General features: G+C 71.0%; 20 protein-coding genes and 1 tRNA gene. 15 read left to right on the forward strand and 6 right to left on the reverse strand.

The window, feature by feature from the left end; translation table 11 throughout:
- Positions 1–20: 20 nt before the first annotated feature.
- The 11 genes from AC1DVZ_RS10250 (at position 21) to AC1DVZ_RS10300 (ending at position 7942) form a co-directional block, all read left to right on the forward strand.
- Positions 21–1046: a chorismate-binding protein gene (locus tag AC1DVZ_RS10250; protein WP_477618088.1), complete on the forward strand. Its 1026-nt coding sequence runs from the start codon at positions 21–23 to the stop codon at positions 1044–1046.
- A 7-nt stretch (positions 1047–1053) separates the two neighbouring features.
- Positions 1054–1896, forward strand: a complete 843-nt coding sequence (locus tag AC1DVZ_RS10255) for an aminotransferase class IV (RefSeq protein ID WP_477618089.1) — start codon at positions 1054–1056, stop codon at positions 1894–1896.
- Positions 1893–2354, forward strand: a complete 462-nt coding sequence (locus tag AC1DVZ_RS10260) for a TIGR02611 family protein (protein WP_477618090.1) — start codon at positions 1893–1895, stop codon at positions 2352–2354. Before AC1DVZ_RS10255 ends, AC1DVZ_RS10260 begins: the two co-directional genes overlap by 4 nt.
- 113 nt (positions 2355–2467) lie before the next feature.
- Positions 2468–2544 (forward strand) — tRNA-Val (locus AC1DVZ_RS10265).
- A gap of 71 nt (positions 2545–2615) precedes the next feature.
- Positions 2616–3368 (forward strand): dienelactone hydrolase family protein, encoded by a 753-nt coding sequence (locus AC1DVZ_RS10270; protein ID WP_477618091.1) that lies wholly within the window; start codon positions 2616–2618, stop codon positions 3366–3368.
- A 1-nt stretch (position 3369) separates the two neighbouring features.
- Positions 3370–3630 carry a DUF6295 family protein gene (locus AC1DVZ_RS10275; protein ID WP_477618092.1) on the forward strand — a complete coding sequence of 87 codons (261 nt, stop codon included), beginning with the start codon at positions 3370–3372 and terminating at the stop codon, positions 3628–3630.
- Positions 3631–3972 carry a hypothetical protein gene (locus tag AC1DVZ_RS10280; protein WP_477618093.1) on the forward strand — a complete coding sequence of 114 codons (342 nt, stop codon included), beginning with the start codon at positions 3631–3633 and terminating at the stop codon, positions 3970–3972.
- A 67-nt stretch (positions 3973–4039) separates the two neighbouring features.
- Positions 4040–5419: an FAD-binding oxidoreductase gene (locus AC1DVZ_RS10285; RefSeq protein WP_477618094.1), complete on the forward strand. Its 1380-nt coding sequence runs from the start codon at positions 4040–4042 to the stop codon at positions 5417–5419.
- Entirely contained in the window at positions 5416–6735 is a 1320-nt protein-coding gene (locus AC1DVZ_RS10290; protein ID WP_477618095.1) for a class I SAM-dependent methyltransferase, read from the forward strand. Before AC1DVZ_RS10285 ends, AC1DVZ_RS10290 begins: the two co-directional genes overlap by 4 nt.
- The gene (locus AC1DVZ_RS10295) at positions 6735–7154 is read left to right on the forward strand and encodes a VOC family protein (protein ID WP_477618096.1); all 420 of its coding nucleotides are present in this window, start codon (positions 6735–6737) and stop codon (positions 7152–7154) included. The genes AC1DVZ_RS10290 and AC1DVZ_RS10295 overlap by 1 nt, the downstream gene beginning before the upstream one ends.
- 68 nt (positions 7155–7222) lie before the next feature.
- Complete coding sequence (locus AC1DVZ_RS10300; RefSeq protein WP_477618097.1) at positions 7223–7942, forward strand: VOC family protein; 720 nt, start codon at positions 7223–7225, stop codon at positions 7940–7942.
- Between the two features lie 103 nt (positions 7943–8045).
- Here AC1DVZ_RS10300 and AC1DVZ_RS10305 read toward each other — a convergent pair whose 3' ends face one another.
- Positions 8046–10031, reverse strand: coding sequence for an acyl-CoA dehydrogenase family protein (locus tag AC1DVZ_RS10305; protein ID WP_477618098.1), 1986 nt, complete (start codon positions 10029–10031; stop codon positions 8046–8048).
- On the reverse strand, positions 10028–10753 hold the full coding sequence (locus tag AC1DVZ_RS10310) for a TetR family transcriptional regulator (RefSeq protein WP_477618099.1): 726 nt from the start codon (positions 10751–10753) through the stop codon (positions 10028–10030). The genes AC1DVZ_RS10305 and AC1DVZ_RS10310 overlap by 4 nt, the downstream gene beginning before the upstream one ends.
- An 88-nt stretch (positions 10754–10841) precedes the next feature.
- Between AC1DVZ_RS10310 and AC1DVZ_RS10315 the strand changes: the two genes are divergently transcribed.
- From AC1DVZ_RS10315 to AC1DVZ_RS10325, 3 genes are read left to right on the forward strand one after another with little or no spacing between them, the layout of a single operon-like run.
- Positions 10842–12155: an acetyl-CoA C-acetyltransferase gene (locus tag AC1DVZ_RS10315; protein WP_477618100.1), complete on the forward strand. Its 1314-nt coding sequence runs from the start codon at positions 10842–10844 to the stop codon at positions 12153–12155.
- Positions 12155–13498, forward strand: a complete 1344-nt coding sequence (locus AC1DVZ_RS10320) for a 3-oxoacyl-ACP reductase (RefSeq protein WP_477618101.1) — start codon at positions 12155–12157, stop codon at positions 13496–13498. The genes AC1DVZ_RS10315 and AC1DVZ_RS10320 overlap by 1 nt, the downstream gene beginning before the upstream one ends.
- A gap of 1 nt (position 13499) precedes the next feature.
- Complete coding sequence (locus AC1DVZ_RS10325; protein WP_477618102.1) at positions 13500–14363, forward strand: MaoC/PaaZ C-terminal domain-containing protein; 864 nt, start codon at positions 13500–13502, stop codon at positions 14361–14363.
- A gap of 48 nt (positions 14364–14411) precedes the next feature.
- Here AC1DVZ_RS10325 and AC1DVZ_RS10330 read toward each other — a convergent pair whose 3' ends face one another.
- The gene (locus AC1DVZ_RS10330) at positions 14412–15776 is read right to left on the reverse strand and encodes an alpha/beta hydrolase (protein WP_477618103.1); all 1365 of its coding nucleotides are present in this window, start codon (positions 15774–15776) and stop codon (positions 14412–14414) included.
- A gap of 261 nt (positions 15777–16037) precedes the next feature.
- On the opposite strand from AC1DVZ_RS10330, the gene AC1DVZ_RS10335 reads away from it, so the two are divergent.
- Positions 16038–17258, forward strand: coding sequence for an FUSC family protein (locus tag AC1DVZ_RS10335; protein ID WP_477618104.1), 1221 nt, complete (start codon positions 16038–16040; stop codon positions 17256–17258).
- Between the two features lies 1 nt (position 17259).
- Here the strand turns inward: AC1DVZ_RS10335 and AC1DVZ_RS10340 are convergent, their stop codons facing one another.
- Genes AC1DVZ_RS10340 through AC1DVZ_RS10350 form a run of 3 tightly spaced genes read right to left on the reverse strand, consistent with a single transcriptional unit; the run spans position 17260 to position 20502 of the window.
- Positions 17260–17793, reverse strand: coding sequence for a GNAT family N-acetyltransferase (locus AC1DVZ_RS10340; RefSeq protein WP_477618105.1), 534 nt, complete (start codon positions 17791–17793; stop codon positions 17260–17262).
- A 4-nt stretch (positions 17794–17797) separates the two neighbouring features.
- On the reverse strand, positions 17798–20053 hold the full coding sequence (gene katG / locus AC1DVZ_RS10345) for a catalase/peroxidase HPI (RefSeq protein WP_477618106.1): 2256 nt from the start codon (positions 20051–20053) through the stop codon (positions 17798–17800).
- A gap of 29 nt (positions 20054–20082) precedes the next feature.
- Positions 20083–20502 carry a Fur family transcriptional regulator gene (locus AC1DVZ_RS10350; protein ID WP_477618108.1) on the reverse strand — a complete coding sequence of 140 codons (420 nt, stop codon included), beginning with the start codon at positions 20500–20502 and terminating at the stop codon, positions 20083–20085.
- Between the last annotated feature and the right edge of the window lie 168 nt (positions 20503–20670).

Consider the following 20670-nt stretch of genomic DNA (forward strand, 5'->3'; position numbering starts at 1 on the left):
GTCGGCCTAGGATCGCCATCGTGGAGGCGGCGACGGGGCACGCGCGGTTCGGCAGCCTGTACGCCACGCGTCCGGTCGAGGTGCGTCACGACGTGGCGACGCTGGAGTCGGGGTTCTGGGCCGTCGTCGCCACGTTCGAGGGCGAGGTCACCGCCGTCCGCTTCGCCGACGTCATCCGGTATGCCGCGCCCCCACCACCGACCCATTGGTCGCCGCTCGAAGGTGAGTGGCAGAGCAGCCTGGACCGGGCGGCATACCTCGCCCGGGTGACGGAGATCCGCGAGCGGATCGCGGCGGGCACGGTCTACCAGGTGAACCTCTGCCGCGTGCTGTCGCACCAGCTCCCCGACGGTGCTGACCTCGACGGGCTGGCACGACTGCTGGAGCGGGGCAATCCCGCACCCCACGCCGGGCGGATCACGGTGCCGTCCGCCGGGCTCGACGTCGTCTGCGCCAGTCCGGAGGCGTTCCTGCTGCGCGACGGCGGCCGGCTCGAGTCCCGCCCGATCAAGGGGACCGCGACGAGCATCGAGGCGATGCTGCCCAAGGACTACGCCGAGAACGTCATGATCGTCGACCTCGTCCGCAACGACCTGTCACACGTCTGTCGGGAGGGGACGGTGCGGGTCGACCACCTCTGTCGCCCCGAAGAGCACCCCGGCCTGGTCCACCTCGTGTCCGCCGTGTCGGGCGAGCTGCGCCCCGGGGTGGGGTGGCCCGAGCTGATGGCGGCGACGTTCCCCCCGGGATCGGTGTCGGGGGCTCCAAAGCACACTGCGCTGCAGGCCATCTCGGACCTCGAGACGGCGCCACGAGGGCCCTACTGCGGCGCCATCGGCTGGATCGACGCCGACCGGGGGACGGCGGAACTCGCCGTGGGCATCCGCTCGTTCTGGGCAGAGCGGGACGAGGACGGTCGCCGCTGGCTGCGCTTCGGCACCGGCGCGGGCATCACGTGGGGGTCGGACCCCGTCGGTGAGTGGGAGGAGACACGGGTGAAAGCCGCGCGACTCATCGGGTTGGCATCTGGGAGGGTGGAGGCGTGAGCGAGTCATGAGCGACGTCAGGGTGTGGGTCAACGGTCGACTGACCGGAGTGGACGAGCCGTCCATCTCTGCTCTCGACCACGGCGTGACGGTCGGCGACGGGGCCTTCGAGACGGCCAAGGTCGACCGGGGCCGAGTGTTCGCCGCGACCCGGCACGCCCGCCGGCTGGACCGGACGATGGCCGGTCTCGGCCTGCCCGCCGCCGACCACGACTACATCGCCGAGGGGGCCAAGGCCGTCCTCGGGGCCGGGGACCAGATCGAGTTCGGCCGACTGCGCTACTCCGTGACAGGGGGAGCGGGGCCGCTGGGTTCGGACCGGGACGACAGCCCGCTCACCTACATCGTGACCGCAGGTCCGCAGCCGCGCCCGCCCGCCAGCGCCTCGGTGGCCGTGGTCCCGTGGACGCGCAACGAGCGGTCTGCCGTGGCCGGTCTCAAGACGACGTCGTATGCCGAGAACGTCGTTGCGCTCGCCTTTGCCAAGGAGCGGGGCGCGATCGAGGCGGTGTTCGCCAACACGCGGGGCGAGCTGTGCGAGTGCACCGGTTCGAACATCTTCGTCGTGGTGGACGGGGCCATCCTGACGCCACCACTGGACTCGGGGTGCCTCGCGGGAATCACGCGGGAGGTCACCATCGAATGGTGTCGCGAGGACGGCATGGACGTGCGGGAGCAAACCCTGCCGCTGGACGTGCTGCGCGAGGCCGACGAGGTGTTCATCACCAGCAGCACCAAGGACGTGCTGGCCATCCACGCCGTCGACGACCGGGCGCTCCAGCCCGGTCCGGTCACGGCCAGGGCCGCCGCTGTCTTCGCGCGCCTGGGTGCCGAGCGGATCGACCCGTGACCGAGGGCCCCGACCCGGTGGCGGCGGGGGACGTGCCGGTCGAGGACGTCGCTGCCGAGGAGGAGACAGACTGGGAGTGGCGGCGCCGGATCCGCGCCAACCCGGCCGTGTACCCGGTCTACCGCATCGCCGTCATCGTCCTGGGCCTCGTCGTGGCCGTCGTGGGCCTCGCCCTCGTCCCCCTGCCGGGACCGGGTTGGCTCATCGTGTTCGCGGGGATCGCGATCCTCGGGTCGGAGTTCGAGCCCGCCCAGCGGCTGCTCGACTGGGCCAAGGCGCGACTCAAGGACTGGTCCGAGTGGCTCCGACCCAAGCCCTTGTGGGTCAAGGGGCTGGTTGCGCTGATCACCGCGGCACTCGTGGCGGCCTTCTTCTATGCGCTGTTCCTGATCTCGGGCGTTCCCGGGTTCATGCCGGACTTCGCCGAGGACTGGGTCAAGGACCTTCCGGGGCTGTGACCCGGCGCGAGAGGCGGCCGGTGACGGCGCGGCATACCCCGGATTTCACCTGATCCGCCCGGTCCGGCTATTCTTCGGCAGGCCCGACCGTCACCTTGTGTGACCGGGCACCTGGACGTGTAGCTCAGTTGGTTAGAGCGTTCGCTTCACACGCGAGAGGCCATGGGTTCGAGTCCCTTCACGTCCACCAGAGAACCACGCACGACACAGCCGCATCCGGGGTCCGGGTGCGGCTTCGTCGTCCGGGCATAGCATCGCGAGGTGAGCGACTCCCTCAGCGCAGCAACCGTCTCCCTGACCGGCGTCGACGGCGCACAGGTCGAGGCCTATCTCGCCCGGCCGGACGGGCAGCACTCCCGGGGCGGCGTGGTGGTGATCCACCACATGCCGGGTTACGACCGGGCCACCAAGGAGATGGTGCGCCGCTTCGCCGAGCTCGGCTACGACACCGTCTGCCCCAACCTGTACTCCCGTGAGGCGCCGGGAGCCGACCCGTCCGACGCGGCTGCCACGGCCAGGGCGCAGGGCGGCGTGCCCGACGCGCGGCTGGTCGGCGACGTCGGCGCCGCCGCGGCATACCTGCGCGCGTTGTCGACCAACAACGGCAAGGTGGGAGTCATCGGGCACTGTTCCGGTGGTCGTCAGGCGGTGCTCGCCGCCTGCCACCTCGACCTGGACGCGGCGGTCGACTGCTACGGCGCGTTCGTCACGGGGGAGCCGCCGGCGGGCTACGCCCTCAAGGTCACCAACCTGGTCGACCTGCTCCCGTCATTGCGGGCACCACTGCTGGGGCTGTTCGGCGTCGAGGACAGGACGCCGAGCCCGGACCACGTCGCGGAGCTGGACCGTCGCCTCACCGACCTGGACAGACCGCACGAGTTCCACACCTACGAGGGGGCAGGGCACGCGTTCTTCGCCGTGGACCGACCCAGCTACCGGGTCACCGCCGCCAACGACGGCTGGGAGCGGATCGCACGCTTCTTCGAGACCCACCTGACCCCGCAGGAGGGCTGACATGTGCACCTACTCCACGGTTTCCGAGCAGGTCGACGGCAGCGCGAAGGGGCCCGGCGGCGAGTGGTTCCGCGTCACCGATGCCACGGTCTACTACGACCACCCGGTGCATGCGATGGCCGAGCACACCCTGAACATCGACCTGGCCGACCCGTCGCGCGGTCCGGGCGCGCGCCTCGCCGTCGAGCTGACGCGTGACTCTGCCCTCCAGCTGGTCCGAGCGATCGAGACTGCCCTGGCCTCCGCACCCGAAGGAGTCTGAATGTCCGCGCAGGTCAACGAGATCCACATCTTCCCCGTGCACGGCGAGCCCGGCCAGGACCTTCGCGACTCGGTCGTCGAGCCCGACGGGCTGGCCGGTGACCGGCGCAAGAAGGCCGCCGTCCAGGTGGTCGCCGCCGAGGACGTCCGGTCCGACACCCGCGCCAACCTCGTCGTGTCCCTGGGCTCGGCCGAGCTGGCCGCCAGCATCGGCAAGCTGCTGCGCGTGGGTGAGGTCGAGCTCGACGTCACCGGCACGGCACGCAACTGCCCGGGCGTGTATGCCGCGGTGCGGCGACCCGGCGAGCTGCGGGTCGGCGACGCCGTGGAGGTGGTGTCCTGAGCAGCTCGGGTGAACGCGGGACGGTAGGTACGTGACGGCGGTCGGTGTCACGGCATAAGGTCGAATCGTGCTGGGGCAGCTCGAAACGGGGACGCACGACCGCGCCGTTCAACGGCTCGCGGCCAGCTACCGTGCCATCCCCGCGGATGCGCCGGTCAGGCTGGCCAAGAAGACCTCCAACCTGTTCCGGGCCAGAGACGCCTCGCAGGCTCCCGGCCTGGACGTGTCGGGACTCGGGGGCGTGATCGCGGTCGGCGTGCAGGCGCGCACGGCGGACGTGCAGGGCATGTGCACCTACGAGCACCTGGTCGACGCGACCCTGCCCCACGGCCTCGCGCCACTGGTGGTGCCGCAGCTCAAGACGATCACGCTCGGCGGCGCGGTCACGGGTCTGGGCATCGAGTCGACATCCTTCCGCAGCGGCCTGCCCCACGAGTCGGTGCTGGAGATGGACATCCTCACCGGGTCCGGCGAGATCGTCACCGCCCGGCCCGAGGGAGAGCACGCCGACCTGTTCCACGGGTTCCCGAACTCCTACGGCACCCTCGGCTACGCCACCCGCCTGCGGATCGCCCTCGAACCCGTCGAGCCGTTCGTGGCCCTGCGGCACCTGCGGTTCCACGACGTGGAGTCCCTGGTCAGCGCCCTGGCCACGATCAGCGACACGGCTGAGCACCAGGGGCAGCGGGTGGACTACCTCGACGGCGTCGTCTTCTCCGCCACGGAGTCCTACCTCACCCTGGGGACCAAGACTGCCCAGCCGGGTCCGGTCAGCGACTACACCGGCCAGCAGGTCTACTACCGCTCCATCCAGCACGACTTGCCACAGCCCAAGGTCGACCGGTTGACCGTCCACGACTACCTCTGGCGGTGGGACACCGACTGGTTCTGGTGCAGCCGGGCGTTCGGGGCCCAGAACCCACGCGTGCGCCGACTCTGGCCGCGCCGCTACCGCCGCAGCTCGTTCTACTGGAAGCTCATCGCGCTCGACCACCGCTACGACATCGCCGACCGGCTCGAGGCGCGCAAGGGACAACCGCCCCGGGAGCGCGTGGTCCAGGACATCGAGGTGCCACTGGGGCGCACGGCCGAGTTCGTCCACTGGTTCCTGCGCGAGATCCCCATCGAGCCGATCTGGCTGTGTCCGGTGCGCAGCAAGGGCTCCTGGCCCCTCTACCCGTTGCGGCCGGGCGAGACCTACGTCAACGTCGGCTTCTGGTCCAGCGTCCCGCGCGACCCCGAGGGGGCGGAGGGCGCAGCCAACCGCCTCATCGAGGAGGAGGTCACCGCCCTCGACGGCCACAAGTCCCTGTATTCCGACGCGTACTACGAGGAGACTCAGTTCTGGAGGCTCTACGGCGGCGACACGTATGCCGCTCTCAAGCGACGCTACGACCCTGACGCACGACTGCTCGATCTCTACTCCAAGGCGGTGCAACGCAAGTGACGATCCTCAGGACGAACCGGTCAGACTCCCATCACGGTTCGCAGGCTCCCCCGCGGCTGTCGATGGCCCAGATCCTCGACGCGGTGTCCGCCGACGGGGTGCCGTTGCGCTTCACGGCCTTCGACGGGTCGGCCACGGGGCCGGCCGACGCGGCCTACGGGCTCGACCTCAAGACCCCGCGGGGGGCGAGCTACCTCGCGACGGCTCCGGGCGACCTGGGGATGGCCCGGGCCTACGTCGCGGGCGACCTCGACCTGGTGGGCGTCCACCCGGGCGACCCCTACGAGCTGCTCAACGCGATGGGTGACCTGCACTTCCGGATGCCTCCGCCCAAGACCGCTGCGGCCATTGCCCGCTCGCTCGGTGTCGAGCTGCTCAAGCCACCGCCACCGCCTCCGCAGGAGGCGCTGCCGCGGTGGCGCCGCGTGGCCGAGGGACTACGGCACAGCAGGGTCCGCGACGCGGAGGCGATCCACCACCACTACGACGTGTCCAACACGTTCTACGAGTACGTCCTCGGCCCGTCGATGACCTACACCTGCGCGTGCTACCCGCACGACGGGGCCACCCTCGAGGAGGCGCAGGAGAACAAGTACCGCCTCGTCTTCGACAAGCTGCGGCTCACAGAGGGTGACCGACTCCTCGACATCGGGTGCGGTTGGGGAGGCATGGTCAGGTATGCCGCGCGGCGGGGAGTGCGCGTCATCGGGGCGACCCTGTCGGCAGAGCAGGCGTCCTGGGCCCAGGAGGCGATCCGGCGCGAGGGTCTGCAGGACGTCGCGGAGGTGCGCCACAGCGACTACCGCGACGTGGCCGAGACCGGGTTCGACGCCGTGTCGTCGATCGGGCTGACCGAGCACATCGGGGTGCGCAACTACCCGGCCTACTTCGACTTCATCAAGAGTCGGCTGCGCACCGGCGGCCTGCTGCTCAACCACTCCATCACGCGACCCGTGAACCGGCGGATGTCGACGGGAGCGTTCATCGACCGCTATGTCTTCCCCGACGGGGAGCTCATCGGTTCGGGGACGATCATCGCGGCGGCGCAGGACGCCGGCCTGGAGGTGCGGCACGAGGAGAACCTCCGTGAGCACTATGCCCGCACTCTCGCCGGCTGGTGCACGAACCTGGTCGACAACTGGGACGCCTGCGTCGAGGAGGTCGGGGAGTCCACGGCGCGGGTCTGGGGCCTCTACATGGCTGGGTCGCGAGTTGGCTTCGAGCGCAACATCGTCCAGCTCCACCAGGTCCTCGCGGTGAAGCTCGACGACCGTGGGGGAGCGGGACTGCCCCTGCGACCTTGGTGGAACGCCTAGTGGAGCAACGGGTCTCGCTCGTCACGCTCGGGGTCGAGGACCTCGAGCGGGCGGAGCGCTTCTACACCGACCTCGGGTGGGAGCGGGGCAACGACGACACCGAGGTGGTCTTCTTCCAGTGCGGCGGACTGGTGGTGGCCCTGTGGGACCGTGGCGCACTCGCCGAGGACTCAGCCGTCGAGGACGGCGGTGCATGGGGCGGCGTGACGCTCGCGCTCAACGTCCGCAGCGCAGACGAGGTCGACGAGGTGCTAGGGGAGGCAGCCGCGGCAGGAGCAGTCATCGGGCGCCCCGGCGCCGAGACGTTCTGGGGTGGCTACTCCGGGATCTTCGTGGACCCCGACGGGCACCCGTGGGAGGTCGCGCACAACCCGTTCTGGACGGTCACCGACGACGGCCGCACCCTGCTGCGTGGGTGAGGCCACCTGCTCCCGGCGACGTCGCGCCTTGCCGTGTGGGCGTCGTCCGCGGGCTCTACGGTAGGAGCATGTACCTGGAGAACCTCGTCTTCGATGCCGTCGACCCGCAACGTCTGGGGCGGTTCTGGGAGTCGGTCGTCGGCGGCGAGCAGCTGACCGACGAGCCGGAGGGCTACGAGACGCGACTCACCATCGAGGGTGGCCCGGTGCTCGACCTGTGCTTCCAGCGCGTTCCCGACCAGCCCTCCGAACCGCTCAGGTTCCACCTGGACCTCCTGGGTGGGGCCCGCCAGACCCAGGAGGTGGAGCGGTTGCTGGGGCTGGGCGCTCGACACCTCGACATCGGTCAGCACGACGTGCCCTGGGTCGTGCTCGCCGACCCCGAGGGCAATCCCTGCTGCGTCATGGAGGATCGCGCAGCCTACGTCGACACCGGACCCATCGCGGCGCTGCCCCTCGACTCGGCCGACCCTGACCGCGATGCGCAGTTCTGGTCCTGGCTGACCGGCTGGGTCGACGCGGTCGGCATCGCGCCCCGGTCCCTGCGCCACCCGTCTCTGCGCGGCCCCCTCCTCGAGCTGTGCCCAGAGGCGGCCCCGAAGAGCAAGGGAAAGAACCGGCTGCACCTCGACGTCCGGCTCGAGGCCGGGGAGGACCCGGACGACGTCGCGGCAGCCATCGCCGAGCGTGGCGGCGACACGCTCCACACGGACTGGGGGGAGCTGCCGTGGCGTTCCTACACCGACCCGTCCGGCAACGAGTTCTGCGTGCTGCCAGCGCGGTCGTGAGGAACGGCCGGAGCTCAGCCGGGGCTGGGGGGTCCTCGGCCCACCGACGGCTCGCTCAGCTGCCGACCTCGGCCGCCTCGGCCACCTAGACGGCCTCGGCCACCTAGACGGCCTCGGCCGTCTCGACCGCCTCCGTGGCGGCGGGAGCCGTCGACGGCGTCGCGGGTACGTCCTCGACCAGCGGCGACAGCAGCTCGCTGCCGAGCCACGCGCGCGGGATGCCGAACGCGTCCACGAGCTCCTGCGCGTGCGGCCGCAGGGCTGCGCAGAGGTCGTTGACCGCTGCCGTCACCTGCTTGCTGCGTGCCGGCGTGATGCGACCGTGCTCGAGGAACCAGCCCTTGTCGGCCTCGATGGTGCTGAGGGCATAGAGGTCGCACACCCGGCCCAGCGTCTGCGCCGCCGCGGCGTCGTCACAGGCGTCGATCGCCGCGACGAACGACTCGAGGATGGTCCGGTCGACGTGGGCACGGGCGGCCTCGATGACGTGGTCCTGGGTCTGGTTGAAGACGTCGAAGAGATCCGCCCCCGGCTTGCCTGCCTTGCGCAGGCGCAGGGCCAGCGTCTCGAGCAGGTGCTTCTCCCGGTCCTCGAACAGGTCGAGCTGCCACCCGCGATCGGTCGGCCCCTTCTCGCTGTCGCGGCCGGGTGCGGTGGCGATGAGGCGTTGGATGAGCCCTCGGGCCGACGTCCGCTCGATGACTGCCCCGGCGAACTGCCGGGCGCCGAACTTGACCATGCCGAACGTGTCGAGGTCGCCGAACGCGTCGCGGTAGTCGGTCAGCAGGCCCTTGGCGACCAGCTGCAGCAGCACCGTGTTGTCGCCCTCGAACGTGGTGAACACGTCAGTGTCGGCCTTGAGGGCCGGGAGTCGGTTGACCGCGAGGTAGCCCGCGCCTCCGCACGCCTCTCTGCAGGTCTGGATCGTCGCGGTCGCGTGGGCCGTGGCGACGGCCTTGATGCCGGCCGCCCGGGCCTCGAGCTCGCGCTGCTGGTGCTCGTCGGGGGTCTCGCCGGAGGTCAGCACGTCGTGCATGAGGGACACCAGCTCGTTCTGCGCGATCTGCAGGGCGTAGGACTTGGCCAGAGCCGGGAGCAGCTTGCGCTGGTGCACCCGGTAGTCGAGCAGGATCACCTCGCCGTCCCCGCCGGGAGGCGCGAACTGCCGCCGGTGACCGGCATACGTGATGGCCAGGGTGAGCGCACTGCGCGTGGCCGCACCGGCGCCGCCCGCCACGCTGATCCGGCCGCGGACGAGGGTGCCGAGCATCGTGAAGAACCGTCGGGTCTGGTTCTCGATCGGAGAGGTGTAGGTGCCGTGCTCGTCGATGTCGCCGTAGCGGTTGAGCAGGTTGGTCCGCGGCACCCGGACCTGGTCGAAGGTGAGCCGGCCGTTGTCGACACCGGGCAGGCCCGCCTTGGCGCCGCAGTCACCGATGGTCACGCCGGGCATCGCTGCGCCGGAGTCATCCCGGATCGGCACGAGGACGCAGTGCACGCCGTGGCTCTCGCCACCGGTGACCAGCTGGGCGAAGACCGCGGCCATCCGTCCGTCGCGGGCCGCGCCGCCGATGTAGTCCTTGCGGGAGCGCAGGTCGGGCGTGTGGACGACGAGCTCGTCGGTGTCGGGGTCGTAGGTCGCCGTGGTGCCGAGCGACTGCACGTCGGAGCCGTGTCCCGTCTCGGTCATCGCGAAGCAGCCGGGCAGCGTCGCATCGATGATCGACGGCAGGTATGCCGTGTGGTGCCGTTGGGTGCCGAGGTTCGCCACCGCGCCGCCGAACAGACCCCAGTGCACGCCCGCCTTGACCATGAGGGACAGGTCGGCGTGACCCAGCAGCTCGAACGCCGTGACCGAGCCGCCGAGGTCGCCGTTGCCGCCCATCGAGGTCGGGAAGCCGCGCTTGGCGTGGCCGGTGGCGGCCAGGGCCTGCACCTGGTCGGCGATCCGGGCGCGGTAGGACTCCAGGTCCAGCGGCTCGGTCGGCGGAGCGAACCGCTCGGGGTCGAGGTCGGTGCGGGCCTCCTCGCGGATCGCCGCCCAGCGACCGTCGAGGGTCCTCTGCAGTGCCGTGGCGAGGGTGGTCATGAGTCCTCCTGCGTGTCGGGCGCGGGGTCRGCCGGCCACGCGGCGGACAAGCCGCCCCAGGCCAGGTCGGTGAGGTGTTCGGTGAGCTCCTGGCGGCTCATCGCCGGGTCGGCGAGCCAGCGGTCGGCGGCGGCCCGCACCATGCCGACCAGTCCAGCACCCCAGACCGGGGCTGGTGCGGTGCTGCGCCCGGCCCGGGCGAGGGCCTCGGCGACGACTTCCGTCATCTGCGCGGCGATGTGGTCGGTCACCATCGCAGCCGGGTCGCCCGAGGTCTGGTCGAGGAGGGGTGCGGTGACGACGAACCGGTAGACCTCGGGATCCTTCTCGACGAGGGTGAGGTAGGCCTCGACCGCTCCTGCGACCAGGGCTCGGGGGGAGAGCTCCGCGGTGCTGAGGTCGGCACCGACACCACCACCGGCACCGGCGCCCTCGACGTCGCGAGCCAGGGCGAGGTTGCGCAGGATCAGCGCGTCGACGCTCTCGCACACGGCGGCATACAGGCCCTGGCGGTCGGTGAAGTGGCGGTAGATCACGGTCTTGGAGGTGCCGGCGACGGCTGCGATGTCGTCCATGCCGACCCCGGCGCCGTGCTGGCGGATCGCGCGCAGGGTCGCGTCGACGAGCTCACGCCGGCGGATGGCCCGGTGCTGGTCCCAGCGGGTGCTGCGGCCGTCGGGGCTCGGCGTCGAGGCGTCCGTGGTGGTCGTGGGCGTGGTCACAACGTGTGACGGTAGCAGGTACTCGGTGTACCTGCTACTGTCCGTATCAGTTACCTGTCCCACAGTCGGACCCACCTCAGGAGTACTCGTGGCCCCCTCGTCCAAGCCCGCCCGCGCGACCGGCCAGCCCCGTCGCGCTGCCGTCATCGGCGGCAACCGCATCCCCTTCGCGCGCCAGAACGCCGCCTATGCCAAGGCCACGAACCAGGACATGCTGACCGCAGCCATCGAGGGTCTGGTGGCCCGGCACGGCCTTGCGGGGGAGCAGGTGGGCGAGGTCGCCGCAGGCGCCGTGCTCAAGCACTCGCGCGACTTCAACCTGACCCGCGAGTCGGTCCTCGGTTCCAGCCTGTCCGCTCGTACCCCTGCCTACGACGTGCAGCAGGCCTGTGGCACCGGCCTCGAGGCGGCGATCCTCGTGGCCAACAAGATCGCCCTCGGCCAGATCGACTCGGGCATCGCGGGCGGCACCGACACCGCGTCCGATGCCCCCATCGCCGTCAACGAGGGTCTGCGCGAGACGCTGCTCACCCTCAACCGGGCCAAGACGCCCGGTCAGCGCGCGAAGGCGCTCACCGGGCTGCGGCCCAGCCAGCTGGTGCCCGAGATCCCGCGCAACGTCGAGCCGCGCACCGGCCTGTCGATGGGTGAGCACATGGCGCAGACGGCCAAGCAGTGGGGGATCACCCGTGAGGCGCAGGACGAGATCGCCGCGGCGTCTCACCAGAACCTGGCGGCCGCCTACGAGCGGGGCTTCTTCGACGACCTCGTGACGCCGTTCCTCGGGCAGACCCGCGACCAGAACCTGCGCGCAGACTCGACCGTCGAGAAGCTCGCCAAGCTGGCCCCGGTGTTCGGCAGGGGTGAGGGCGCCACCATGACGGCGGGCAACTCGACGCCGCTCACGGACGGCGCATCGGCGGTCCTGCTCGGCTCCGACGAGTGGGCTGCCGAGCACGGGCTCCCAGTCCTCGCGCACCTGGTCGACGCACAGACCGCAGCCGTCGACTACGTCACGGGCAACGAGGGGCTCCTGATGGCTCCGGCCTACGCCCTGCCCCACCTGCTGGAGCGTCAGGGGATGAAGCTGCAGGACTTCGACCTCGTCGAGATCCACGAGGCGTTTGCCGCGACGGTGCTCACGACCCTGGCCGCCTGGGAGAGCGAGGAGTTCTGCCGTGACCGGCTCGGTCTGGACGCGCCGATCGGCGCCCTGGACCGCACCAAGCTCAACGTCAACGGCTCCTCCCTCGCCGCCGGGCACCCCTTCGCGGCGACCGGTGGCCGCATCGTCGCCTCGCTCGCCAAGATGCTGCACGAGAAGGGATCGGGCGCACGAGGCCTCATCTCCATCTGCGCCGCCGGTGGCCAGGGCGTCATGGCGATCCTCGAGGCCGCCTGATGGCCAGCACCTACGCCGGCATCGTCAACAGCCGCGTCGGCACCAGGCTTGCTGCCCAGCTCGGCCTGCCCCGCCCCGCCAGGCTGCGCAGGTATGCCGTGGGCGCACCACTCATCGACGGTCCCGTCCTCGTCGGCGGTCTCGGCGCGGCGCCCGTGGCGGCGCGAGTCCGCGACCTGCTGAAGCTCGAGGGCGTCGACGCCGTCGACGAGTTCGCGTCCGGCGACCGCGTTGCGGCTGTCGTCGCCGACCTGACCGAGGCGCAGGACCCCGCAGACCTCGAGGTGCTGCGGGCGCTGGTGGCCCCGGCGCTCAAGGGACTGCTGGCCAGCGGTCGGGTCATCGTCGTGGGTCGGAGTCCCGGCGGCGCCGGCAGCTTTGCGCAGGCGGCGACGCGACGTGCTCTCGAGGGCATCACCCGGTCGATCGGCAAGGAGCTGCGGGCCGGAGCCACGGCCAACCTGGTCCTCGTGGACGACGGCGCGGACGCCAACGCCGACGCGGCGGTGCGCTTCCTGCTGTCCGGCCGCGCGGCATACGTCGACGGTCAGGTCGTTCGGGTCGGCGGCGGCACGCCGACGGAACCGGAGGACTGGGCGACGCCGCTGGCGGGCAAGGTGGCCGTGGTCACCGGCGCAGCCCGGGGGATCGGCGCCTCGATCGCCGACGTGCTCGCGCGGGACGGTGCCACCGTGGTGTGTGTCGACATCCCCGGTGCGGGGGACTCCCTGGCCAGGACCGCCAACCGGGTCGGCGGCACCGCCCTCCAGCTCGATGTGACGGCCGCTGACGCGGGACAGCGGATCCTCGACCACGCCACGAGCCGACACGGCGGCCTCGACATCGTCGTGCACAACGCGGGCATCACCCGCGACAAGCTGCTCACCAACATGGACGAGGCGCGCTGGGCCTCCGTCCTCGACGTCAACCTCGGCTCGATCCTGCGGATGAACGACGTCCTGCTGGCCGCCGGCGGCGTCCGAGACGGCGGCCATGTCGTGCTCGTCTCCTCCATCGCGGGCATCGCGGGCAACCGCGGACAGACCAACTACGGGGCCTCGAAGGCAGGGGTGATCGGTCTCGTCGACGCGTTGTCGGCCGACGAGGCCCTCCGGGCGCGAGGCATCACCGTCAACGCGGTGGCGCCCGGCTTCATCGAGACGGAGATGACGGCCAAGGTGCCGTTCGCGACCCGCGAGGTGGGGCGGTTGCTCAACTCGCTCAGCCAGGGCGGACTGCCGGTGGACGTCGCCGAGACGATCGCGTGGTTCAGCCAGGACGCCAACGCCGGGGTCACCGGCAACGTCGTCCGCGTCTGCGGCCAGAGCCTGTTGGGTGCCTGAGATGACGGTCCGGACGTTGGCCGAATCCCCTTCACTGGCACCACTGTTCGCCAAGGCGGCGCTCACCCGACGAGGTCGCGGAGGGGAGCTGCCCGACACCGTCTGGCGCCGGGAGGGAGTGGTCGTGGGCCGGGACCACCTCCTCGCCTACGACAGGGTGTGCGGCTTCACGGGGGGCGACGTTCTGCCCCACACCTATCCGCATGTCCTCGGCTTCCCGCTCCAGGTCGCGCTGATGGCAGACCGGTCCTTCCCGCTGCCGCTCCCGGGCCTGGTGCACCTCGAGAACGAGATCACGGTGCACCGGCGACTCACGGCCGATGACCGCCTCACCATCTCGGTGCACGCCGAACACCTGCGACCGCACGCCAAGGGACGGATCGTGGACCTCGTCACCGAGGTGGACGTCGACGGCGCACGAGTCTGGGACGGGCGAAGCACCTACCTGCGGCGCGGCCGCGGCGACGCCGACGCGTCGCGTGGCAAGGAGGCGCCGAGCCTGCCAGGGGGTGGACCCGCCGGCATCATCCGCGTCCCCGAGGGACAGGGCCGGGCGTATGCCGCGGTGTCCGGCGACGTGAACCCGATCCACCTGCACGCCTTGAGCGCCAAGGCGATGGGCTTTCCCCGCGCCATCGCGCACGGCATGTGGACCGCGGCCCGCACCCTGGCCGTCCTCGGCCAGCGGTCGACCGAGCCCTCGACGACGCACGTCTGGTTCGCCAAGCCGGTGCTGCTCCCGAGCACGGTCGAGGTGGTGGTCGATGACGGCGGCTCCGCCGTCGTCGCGGGCCTTCGGTCGACCCGCGACCCGTCGACGACGCACCTGACGTTGACCTTCCGGTCCGGCGACAGCGCGGACTGAGGTGCGCTCGAGCACGAGGTCGGCTCGGTTCGCGCCAGCCGCCCGACTTCAAGCTGGGCAGCGACTGCCGTCGGGCGGAAGGGTCAGCTCGAGCAGGTACGCGTCGATGAGGGCGTCCACACACGGGCTGCGCGTGAACGCGGTGTGGCCCGAGCCCTCCCAGGTCACCAGCGACGAGCCGTTGCCCAGGACCTTCGCCATGCTCACGGCCCCGGCGTAGGGAGTCGCCGGGTCGTGCACGGTCCCCACGACGACCAGAGGTGGCGCCGAGGGAGCAGTGGGAGGTGTCAGCGTGGCGCGAGCGCTCCAGAAGGAACACCCGAGCAGGGGCCACGACCCCCACACACCGAGGGTGGGGAACCGGTCGCGGAACCGGGCGCCGGCCGAGCGGATCTCGGCTTCCGACGGGCCGGGCGGGCTGTCCGTGCAGTTGATGACGAACCGAGCATCGTTCTCGTCACGGGCCCGGGGGCCCGCACCGGATGCGTCAATGAGGCCCCACAGCGTCCCCGAGTCACCGTCGTCCGCCTCGACGAGCCCTTCGGCGAGGTCCGGCCAGCGCACCGGGTCGTACATGGCCGAGACCACGGCGTCGAGGACCTGGCTGCCCACGAGGGGGTCGTCGTCCATCGGGCGACCGCTGCGAATGGGCGTACGGTCGGCCCTGGCGACCAGAGCCGCGATGAACCCCCGCACATCGCGAAGGCGTGGGCAGGGTCGGGTCCCGCACCAGGCGACGAACTCGTCGAGCGAGTCCTCGAACCCCTCGACCTGGTGCTCGACCGTGGTCACCCAGGGGGTCTGCGGGTCGGTCGGCGCGTCGAGGACCCCAGCACGGATCCGGCTCGGGAAGCGCCGCGCGTACTCCGCGCCGAGCTTGGCGCCGTACGACCCGCCCACGTAGGACAGCTTCTCCTCGCCGAGGGCGACTCGGATGGCATCGAGGTCTCCGGCCGCAGCGGTGGTGCCGAACCGCGACGCACTCCCACCGAGCGAGCGCAGGCACTCCTCGGTGCCGGTCTTGATCTCGGCTGCCGCTCGTGCGTACCCGGCGTCGCTCAGCAGGTCCGGCAAGGTCGGGGGAGTCTCATGGTGCTCGCAGTGGATCTGGCCGGAGTGGTGGACACCCCGCGGGTCGAACCCCACGACGTCGAAGGTCGACAGCAGTCGATCTGACATCCGGCCGACGAGGAACGCGTGGTTGTCGACCCCTGACTGGCCGGGCCCGCCCGGGACCAGCAGCATCGTCCGACGGTGGCTCGCTCCAGGAGCGGTCGTGGCCCTGATCAGCTGGATGGACAGCTGGCCCGCCCGAGCATCGGCCTGATCGGCCGCCACGCGAACCGTGCCACAGGTGAAGGTGAGCCGAGCCAGCCTCTCGGCGGGAACCGGCGGGTTCGCGAGGTCGGTCACCCCCTGGCAGCTGCCCCACCTGATCCCCGTCGCGGCGGACTCGCCCGGCCCCGCGCACGAGGTCAGGCTGAGGGCAACCACCGCCACCGCGGCCCGGGCGCATCGCCACACCGGCCCAGTACAGCAGCGAGCGCGGTCCGTGCGCGATGGCCTGCGCGGGCCATTTCCGGACGTGCGTGATCGGGCAGGCGCGATGGGGCGAAGGCGAGCCGGCGAGGTCGGGCGAGCTCGGGCGTTGACGCCGCCCCTAGTGTCGTGGAGATGGAGACCCCTGCCGCCAAGGAGCCGTCGGCGTCGTGGCTGCACACGGTCCGCGAGGACGCGGCCGGGTGGCTTCGAGCGGCTCGCGAGGCGGTTCGGCACGCCGGACCCGAGCGTGACGCGGCCCTGCTGATGGGCAAGGCGGCTCTGGCGACGGTTCTCGCGTGGCAGTTCGCGGTGCGAGTGCTCCACAGCCCGGCGCCGTTCTACGCGCCCATGGCAGCGCTGCTCGTCGTCGACCGGACCATGGTCCGGTCACTGTGGGCCAGCGGTCAGAGGGTCCTGGCGGTCGTCGTGGGGATGAGTGCCGCGTGGCTCGTGGGATCGCTGGTCGGCGTGCACTGGTGGACGATGCTGCCGGTCATGTACCTGGCCCTGCTCATCGCGCGTTGGCGTCGCCTCGGTGACCACGGCATCCAGGTCCCGACGATGGTGCTCCTCTCCCTGCTCACCGTGGGCGGGACCGACGTGGAGTTCACCTACCTCACGATCGTGGAGACGCTGGCGGGCGGTGTCATCGGTGTGCTCACCAACGCGATCGTCCTGGCGCCCCTGCACATCCAGCAGCCGCGAGACCAGATCCGCGCGCTCACCGGACGGGTGTGCCAGCTGCTCAACGACGTCGCTGCGGGACTGCGCGACGGCTGGGACAGCGACATGGCCCACCAGTGGTACGACACCAGCACCGACATCATCCAGCTGGCGCCCAGCATCCAGAGCGAGATCGAGACCGGGCGGGAGAGCACCAGGTTCAACCCGCGCGACAACCTCCACGGCCTGGAGGTCGACTGGGTGGGCTACTCCCACACCGTCGAGGCGATCCGGCGCAGCCAGTGGCAGGTGTCCGGGATCGCCCGCACGTTGGTCGACGCCGCGGACGAGGACGAGAGCCAGCCGGCACCCACCCAGCGCTTCCTCGAGAGCTATGCCGAGGCCCTCGACGAGATCGCCGGCGCGATCGGCCACTTCGGGCTTCCCGAGGACGCGGAGAGGGAGGCGGTCGCCACCTACCTGCGCTCGGCGGAGGAGATCCTCGCCCGACTGGGCCACGAGGTCCGCACGAGCGACCTCGAGGATCCCCAGGCGTGGCCGGCGTACGGCGCCATGCTGCTCGACGCGCAGCGGCTGATCCGCGAGCTCGAGGTGCGAAGCCACCACGCGGTCATGCCGACCGACAGCGGCCCGATCCGCAAACCTCGACGGCGGATCGTCGGTCGGTGACTCAGGCGCCCGTGGCCACCAGCCGCTTGGCGAAGTACCTGGACAGCTCGGAGTCGGCGTAGTGCCCGAAGCGCACGGTCTGCTCGTAGCCGCTGGCCTCGTAGAGCGCGATGGCTTCGGGCTGCATCGTGCCGGTCTCCAGGACCAGGAGGTCGGCACCCGCTCGGTGGGCTGTGTCCTCCAGGAAGGCGAGCACCGCGCGGGCGAAGCCTCGACGACGACCCGACGGGGCGACATACATCCGCTTGATCTCCGCCACGTCCGCGCCCTCGAACACCGTCGACAGGTCGGGCCGCCGTCGCCAGCCACCCATCGCGACACCGCTTCCGTCCAGGGTGCCGAGAGCGAAGACACCGTGCGGGGGCTCGAACTCGGTGGGGTCCACCGGTGAGTCGTCGGGTCCGCCGTAGATGACGACGTAGTGGGCCTGCACCTCGTCGACGAGGCGCTGGACACGCGGGTCGGCGAACGGCACTGGGCCGACCAGCAGCGCCTCGGAACGAGGCTGTCGTCGAGGCGCTGCTGGCACTGTCACGGCGTCAGCTGACGTCGAACCGGTCGAGGTCCATGACCTTGGCCCAGGCCGCCACGAAGTCCTGCATGAAGCGGTCCTGGGCGTCGTCGCTGGCGTAGACCTCGGCGAGGGCGCGCAGCTCGGAGTTGGAACCGAACACGAGGTCTGCCCGGGTGCCGGTCCAGCGAACCTGTCCCGACGCGTCCCGTCCCTCGAACGTCGAGGCGTCCTCGGACGTGGAGCTCCACTGCGTCCCGAGGTCCAGCAGGTTGACGAAGAAGTCGTTCGTCAGCGTGCCGGGGGCCTCGGTCAGGACGCCGTGCCGCGAGCCGTCGTAGTTCGCCCCGAGGACACGCAGGCCGCCGACGAGGACGGTCATCTCCGGGGCGCTCAGGGTGAGCAGGTTGGCGCGGTCGACCAGCTGGTACTCCGCGCCCAGCCGGGCGCCCTTCCCCGCGTAGTTGCGGAAGCCGTCGGCCCGCGGCTCGAGGTAGGCGAATGACTCGACGTCGGTCTGCTCCTGGGTCGCATCGACCCGACCCGGCGTGAACGGCACTTCGACCGTGTGGCCGGCCGCCTGGGCTGCGTGCTCGACGCCGACACCGCCCGCCAGGACGATCACGTCGGCGAGCGAGACCTGGCGCCCGCCACGCGAGTTGAACGACTCCTGGACACCCTCGAGGGTGCGCAGGACCGTCGCGAGCTCGGCAGGGTTGTTGACTTCCCAGCCGTTCTGCGGGGCGAGCCGGATCCGCGCGCCGTTGGCACCTCCACGCTTGTCACTGCCACGGAAGGACGACGCAGCGGCCCACGCGGTCGACACCAGCTGGGTCACGGTGAGGCCGGCGCTGGCGATCAGACCCTTGAGCTCCGTGACGTCGTCAGCTGTGACGACATCCCCGACAGGCGCCGGGAGCGGGTCCTGCCACAGCAGCTCCTCGGTGGGCACCTCGGGGCCGAGGTAGCGCGCGAGCGGGCCCATGTCGCGGTGCGTCAGCTTGAACCACGCCCGCGCGAACGCGTCGGCGAACTCCTGCGGGTTCTCGAGGAAGCGGCGCGAGATCTTCTCGTAGACGGGGTCGACGCGCAGCGCGAGGTCGGTGGTGAGCATGTTGGGCGCGATGCGCTTGGACGCGTCGTGGGCATGTGGCGTGGTGCCCTCACCGGCGCCGTCCTTGGGCTTCCACTGGTTGGCGCCCGCGGGACTCTTGGTGAGCTCCCACTCGAAACCGAACAGGTTCTCGAAGAAGTTGTTGTCCCACTGCGTCGGGGTCATCGTCCAGGTGACCTCGATGCCACTGGTGATCGTGTCGGGGCCCGCGCCGGTGCCGAAGCTGTTCTTCCAGCCCAGGCCCATCTGCTCGAGTCCTGCACCCTCCGGCTCGTCGGACACGTGCGCGTCGGGGTCGGCCGCACCGTGGGTCTTGCCGAAGGTGTGGCCACCGGCAATGAGGGCGACGGTCTCCTCGTCGTTCATCGCCATCCGCTTGAAGGTCTCACGGATGTCGCGGGCGGAGGCGAGCGGGTCGGGGTCGGCCATGGGGCCTTCGGGGTTGACGTAGATCAGCCCCATCTGGACCGCTGCCAGCGGGCTCTCCAGCTCGCGGTCACCGGTGTACCGCCCGTCGGCGAGCCACTCGGTCTCCGGACCCCAGTAGACATCCTCGTCGGGCTCCCAGACGTCGGCACGGCCGCCGGCGAAGCCGAACGTCGCGAAGCCCATCGACTCCAGGCTGACGTTGCCGGCGAGCACCATGAGGTCGGCCCACGACAGGTTGCGGCCGTACTTCTTCTTGACCGGCCAGAGCAGCCGGCGGGCCTTGTCGAGGTTCGCGTTGTCGGGCCAGCTGTTGAGCGGGGCGAACCGCTGCTGGCCGGCACCTGCGCCACCGCGGCCGTCCTGCACGCGGTAGGTGCCAGCGCTGTGCCAGGCCATCCGGATCATGAGCGGGCCGTAGTGGCCGAAGTCGGCCGGCCACCAGTCCTGCGAGGTGGTGAGGATCTCGGCGATGTCGCGCTTGACCTCGGGCAGGTCGAGGGAACCGAACGCCTCGGCGTAGTCGAAGTCCTCGCCGTAGGGGTTCGCGACGGCCGGGTTCTTGGCCAGGATCTTGAGGTTGAGGCGCTCGGGCCACCACCCGCGGGTGCCGCCACCCTGGACCGGCTCAGGGGCCCGTCCGTGCACGACCGGGCACTCCCGGTCGCTCTGGCTCATCTCGGCAAGCTCGGTCTCGTGGTCCTCGACCTGGGTTGTGTCGCCGTGGGTTTCGTTGTCGGACATGACTTCCTTCCGGACGTGGTGTGGATGGTTCAGGCGGTTGCGTGGTCAGGTGTTTCGGTGCGGGAACAGGAGGGGCACAGGCCGCGGTAGACGACCTCGGCCTCGTCGATGGTGAAGCCGTGGTCGTCCGAGGGCGCGAGGCACGGGGCGGCGCCGACGGCGCAGTCGACGTCGGCGATGGCGCCGCAGGACCGGCAGACGACGTGGTGGTGGTTGTCACCGACCCGGGACTCGTACCTCGCCACCGAGCCGGGCGGTTGGATGCGGCGCACGAGTCCGGACCGGGTCAGGGCGTGCAGGCAGTCGTAGACCGCCTGGTGGGAGACGTCCGGCACGTCACGTCGCGCGGCGGCGATGAGCGAGTCGGTGTCCGAGTGGGGGTGCGCATGGACCGCACCGAGCACCGCCACCCGGGGCCGCGTCACCCGCAGGCCCACGTCCCGCAGCATCTGCGGGAGGTCGCCGGCACGGACGACGGAGGGGGAGGTCACGTCCCGCAGTCTCGTCCCTCTTCTGGAACCAGTCAAGAATTCCTACCAGGGTGTCCCACCCCCCGGAACAACTCCCGCGCGGGTGCCCGCGCCCGGCCGATAGCATCGGTATGCCGCGTGCGGACG

The sequence above is a fragment of the Pedococcus sp. P2_E5 genome (assembly GCF_056403895.1).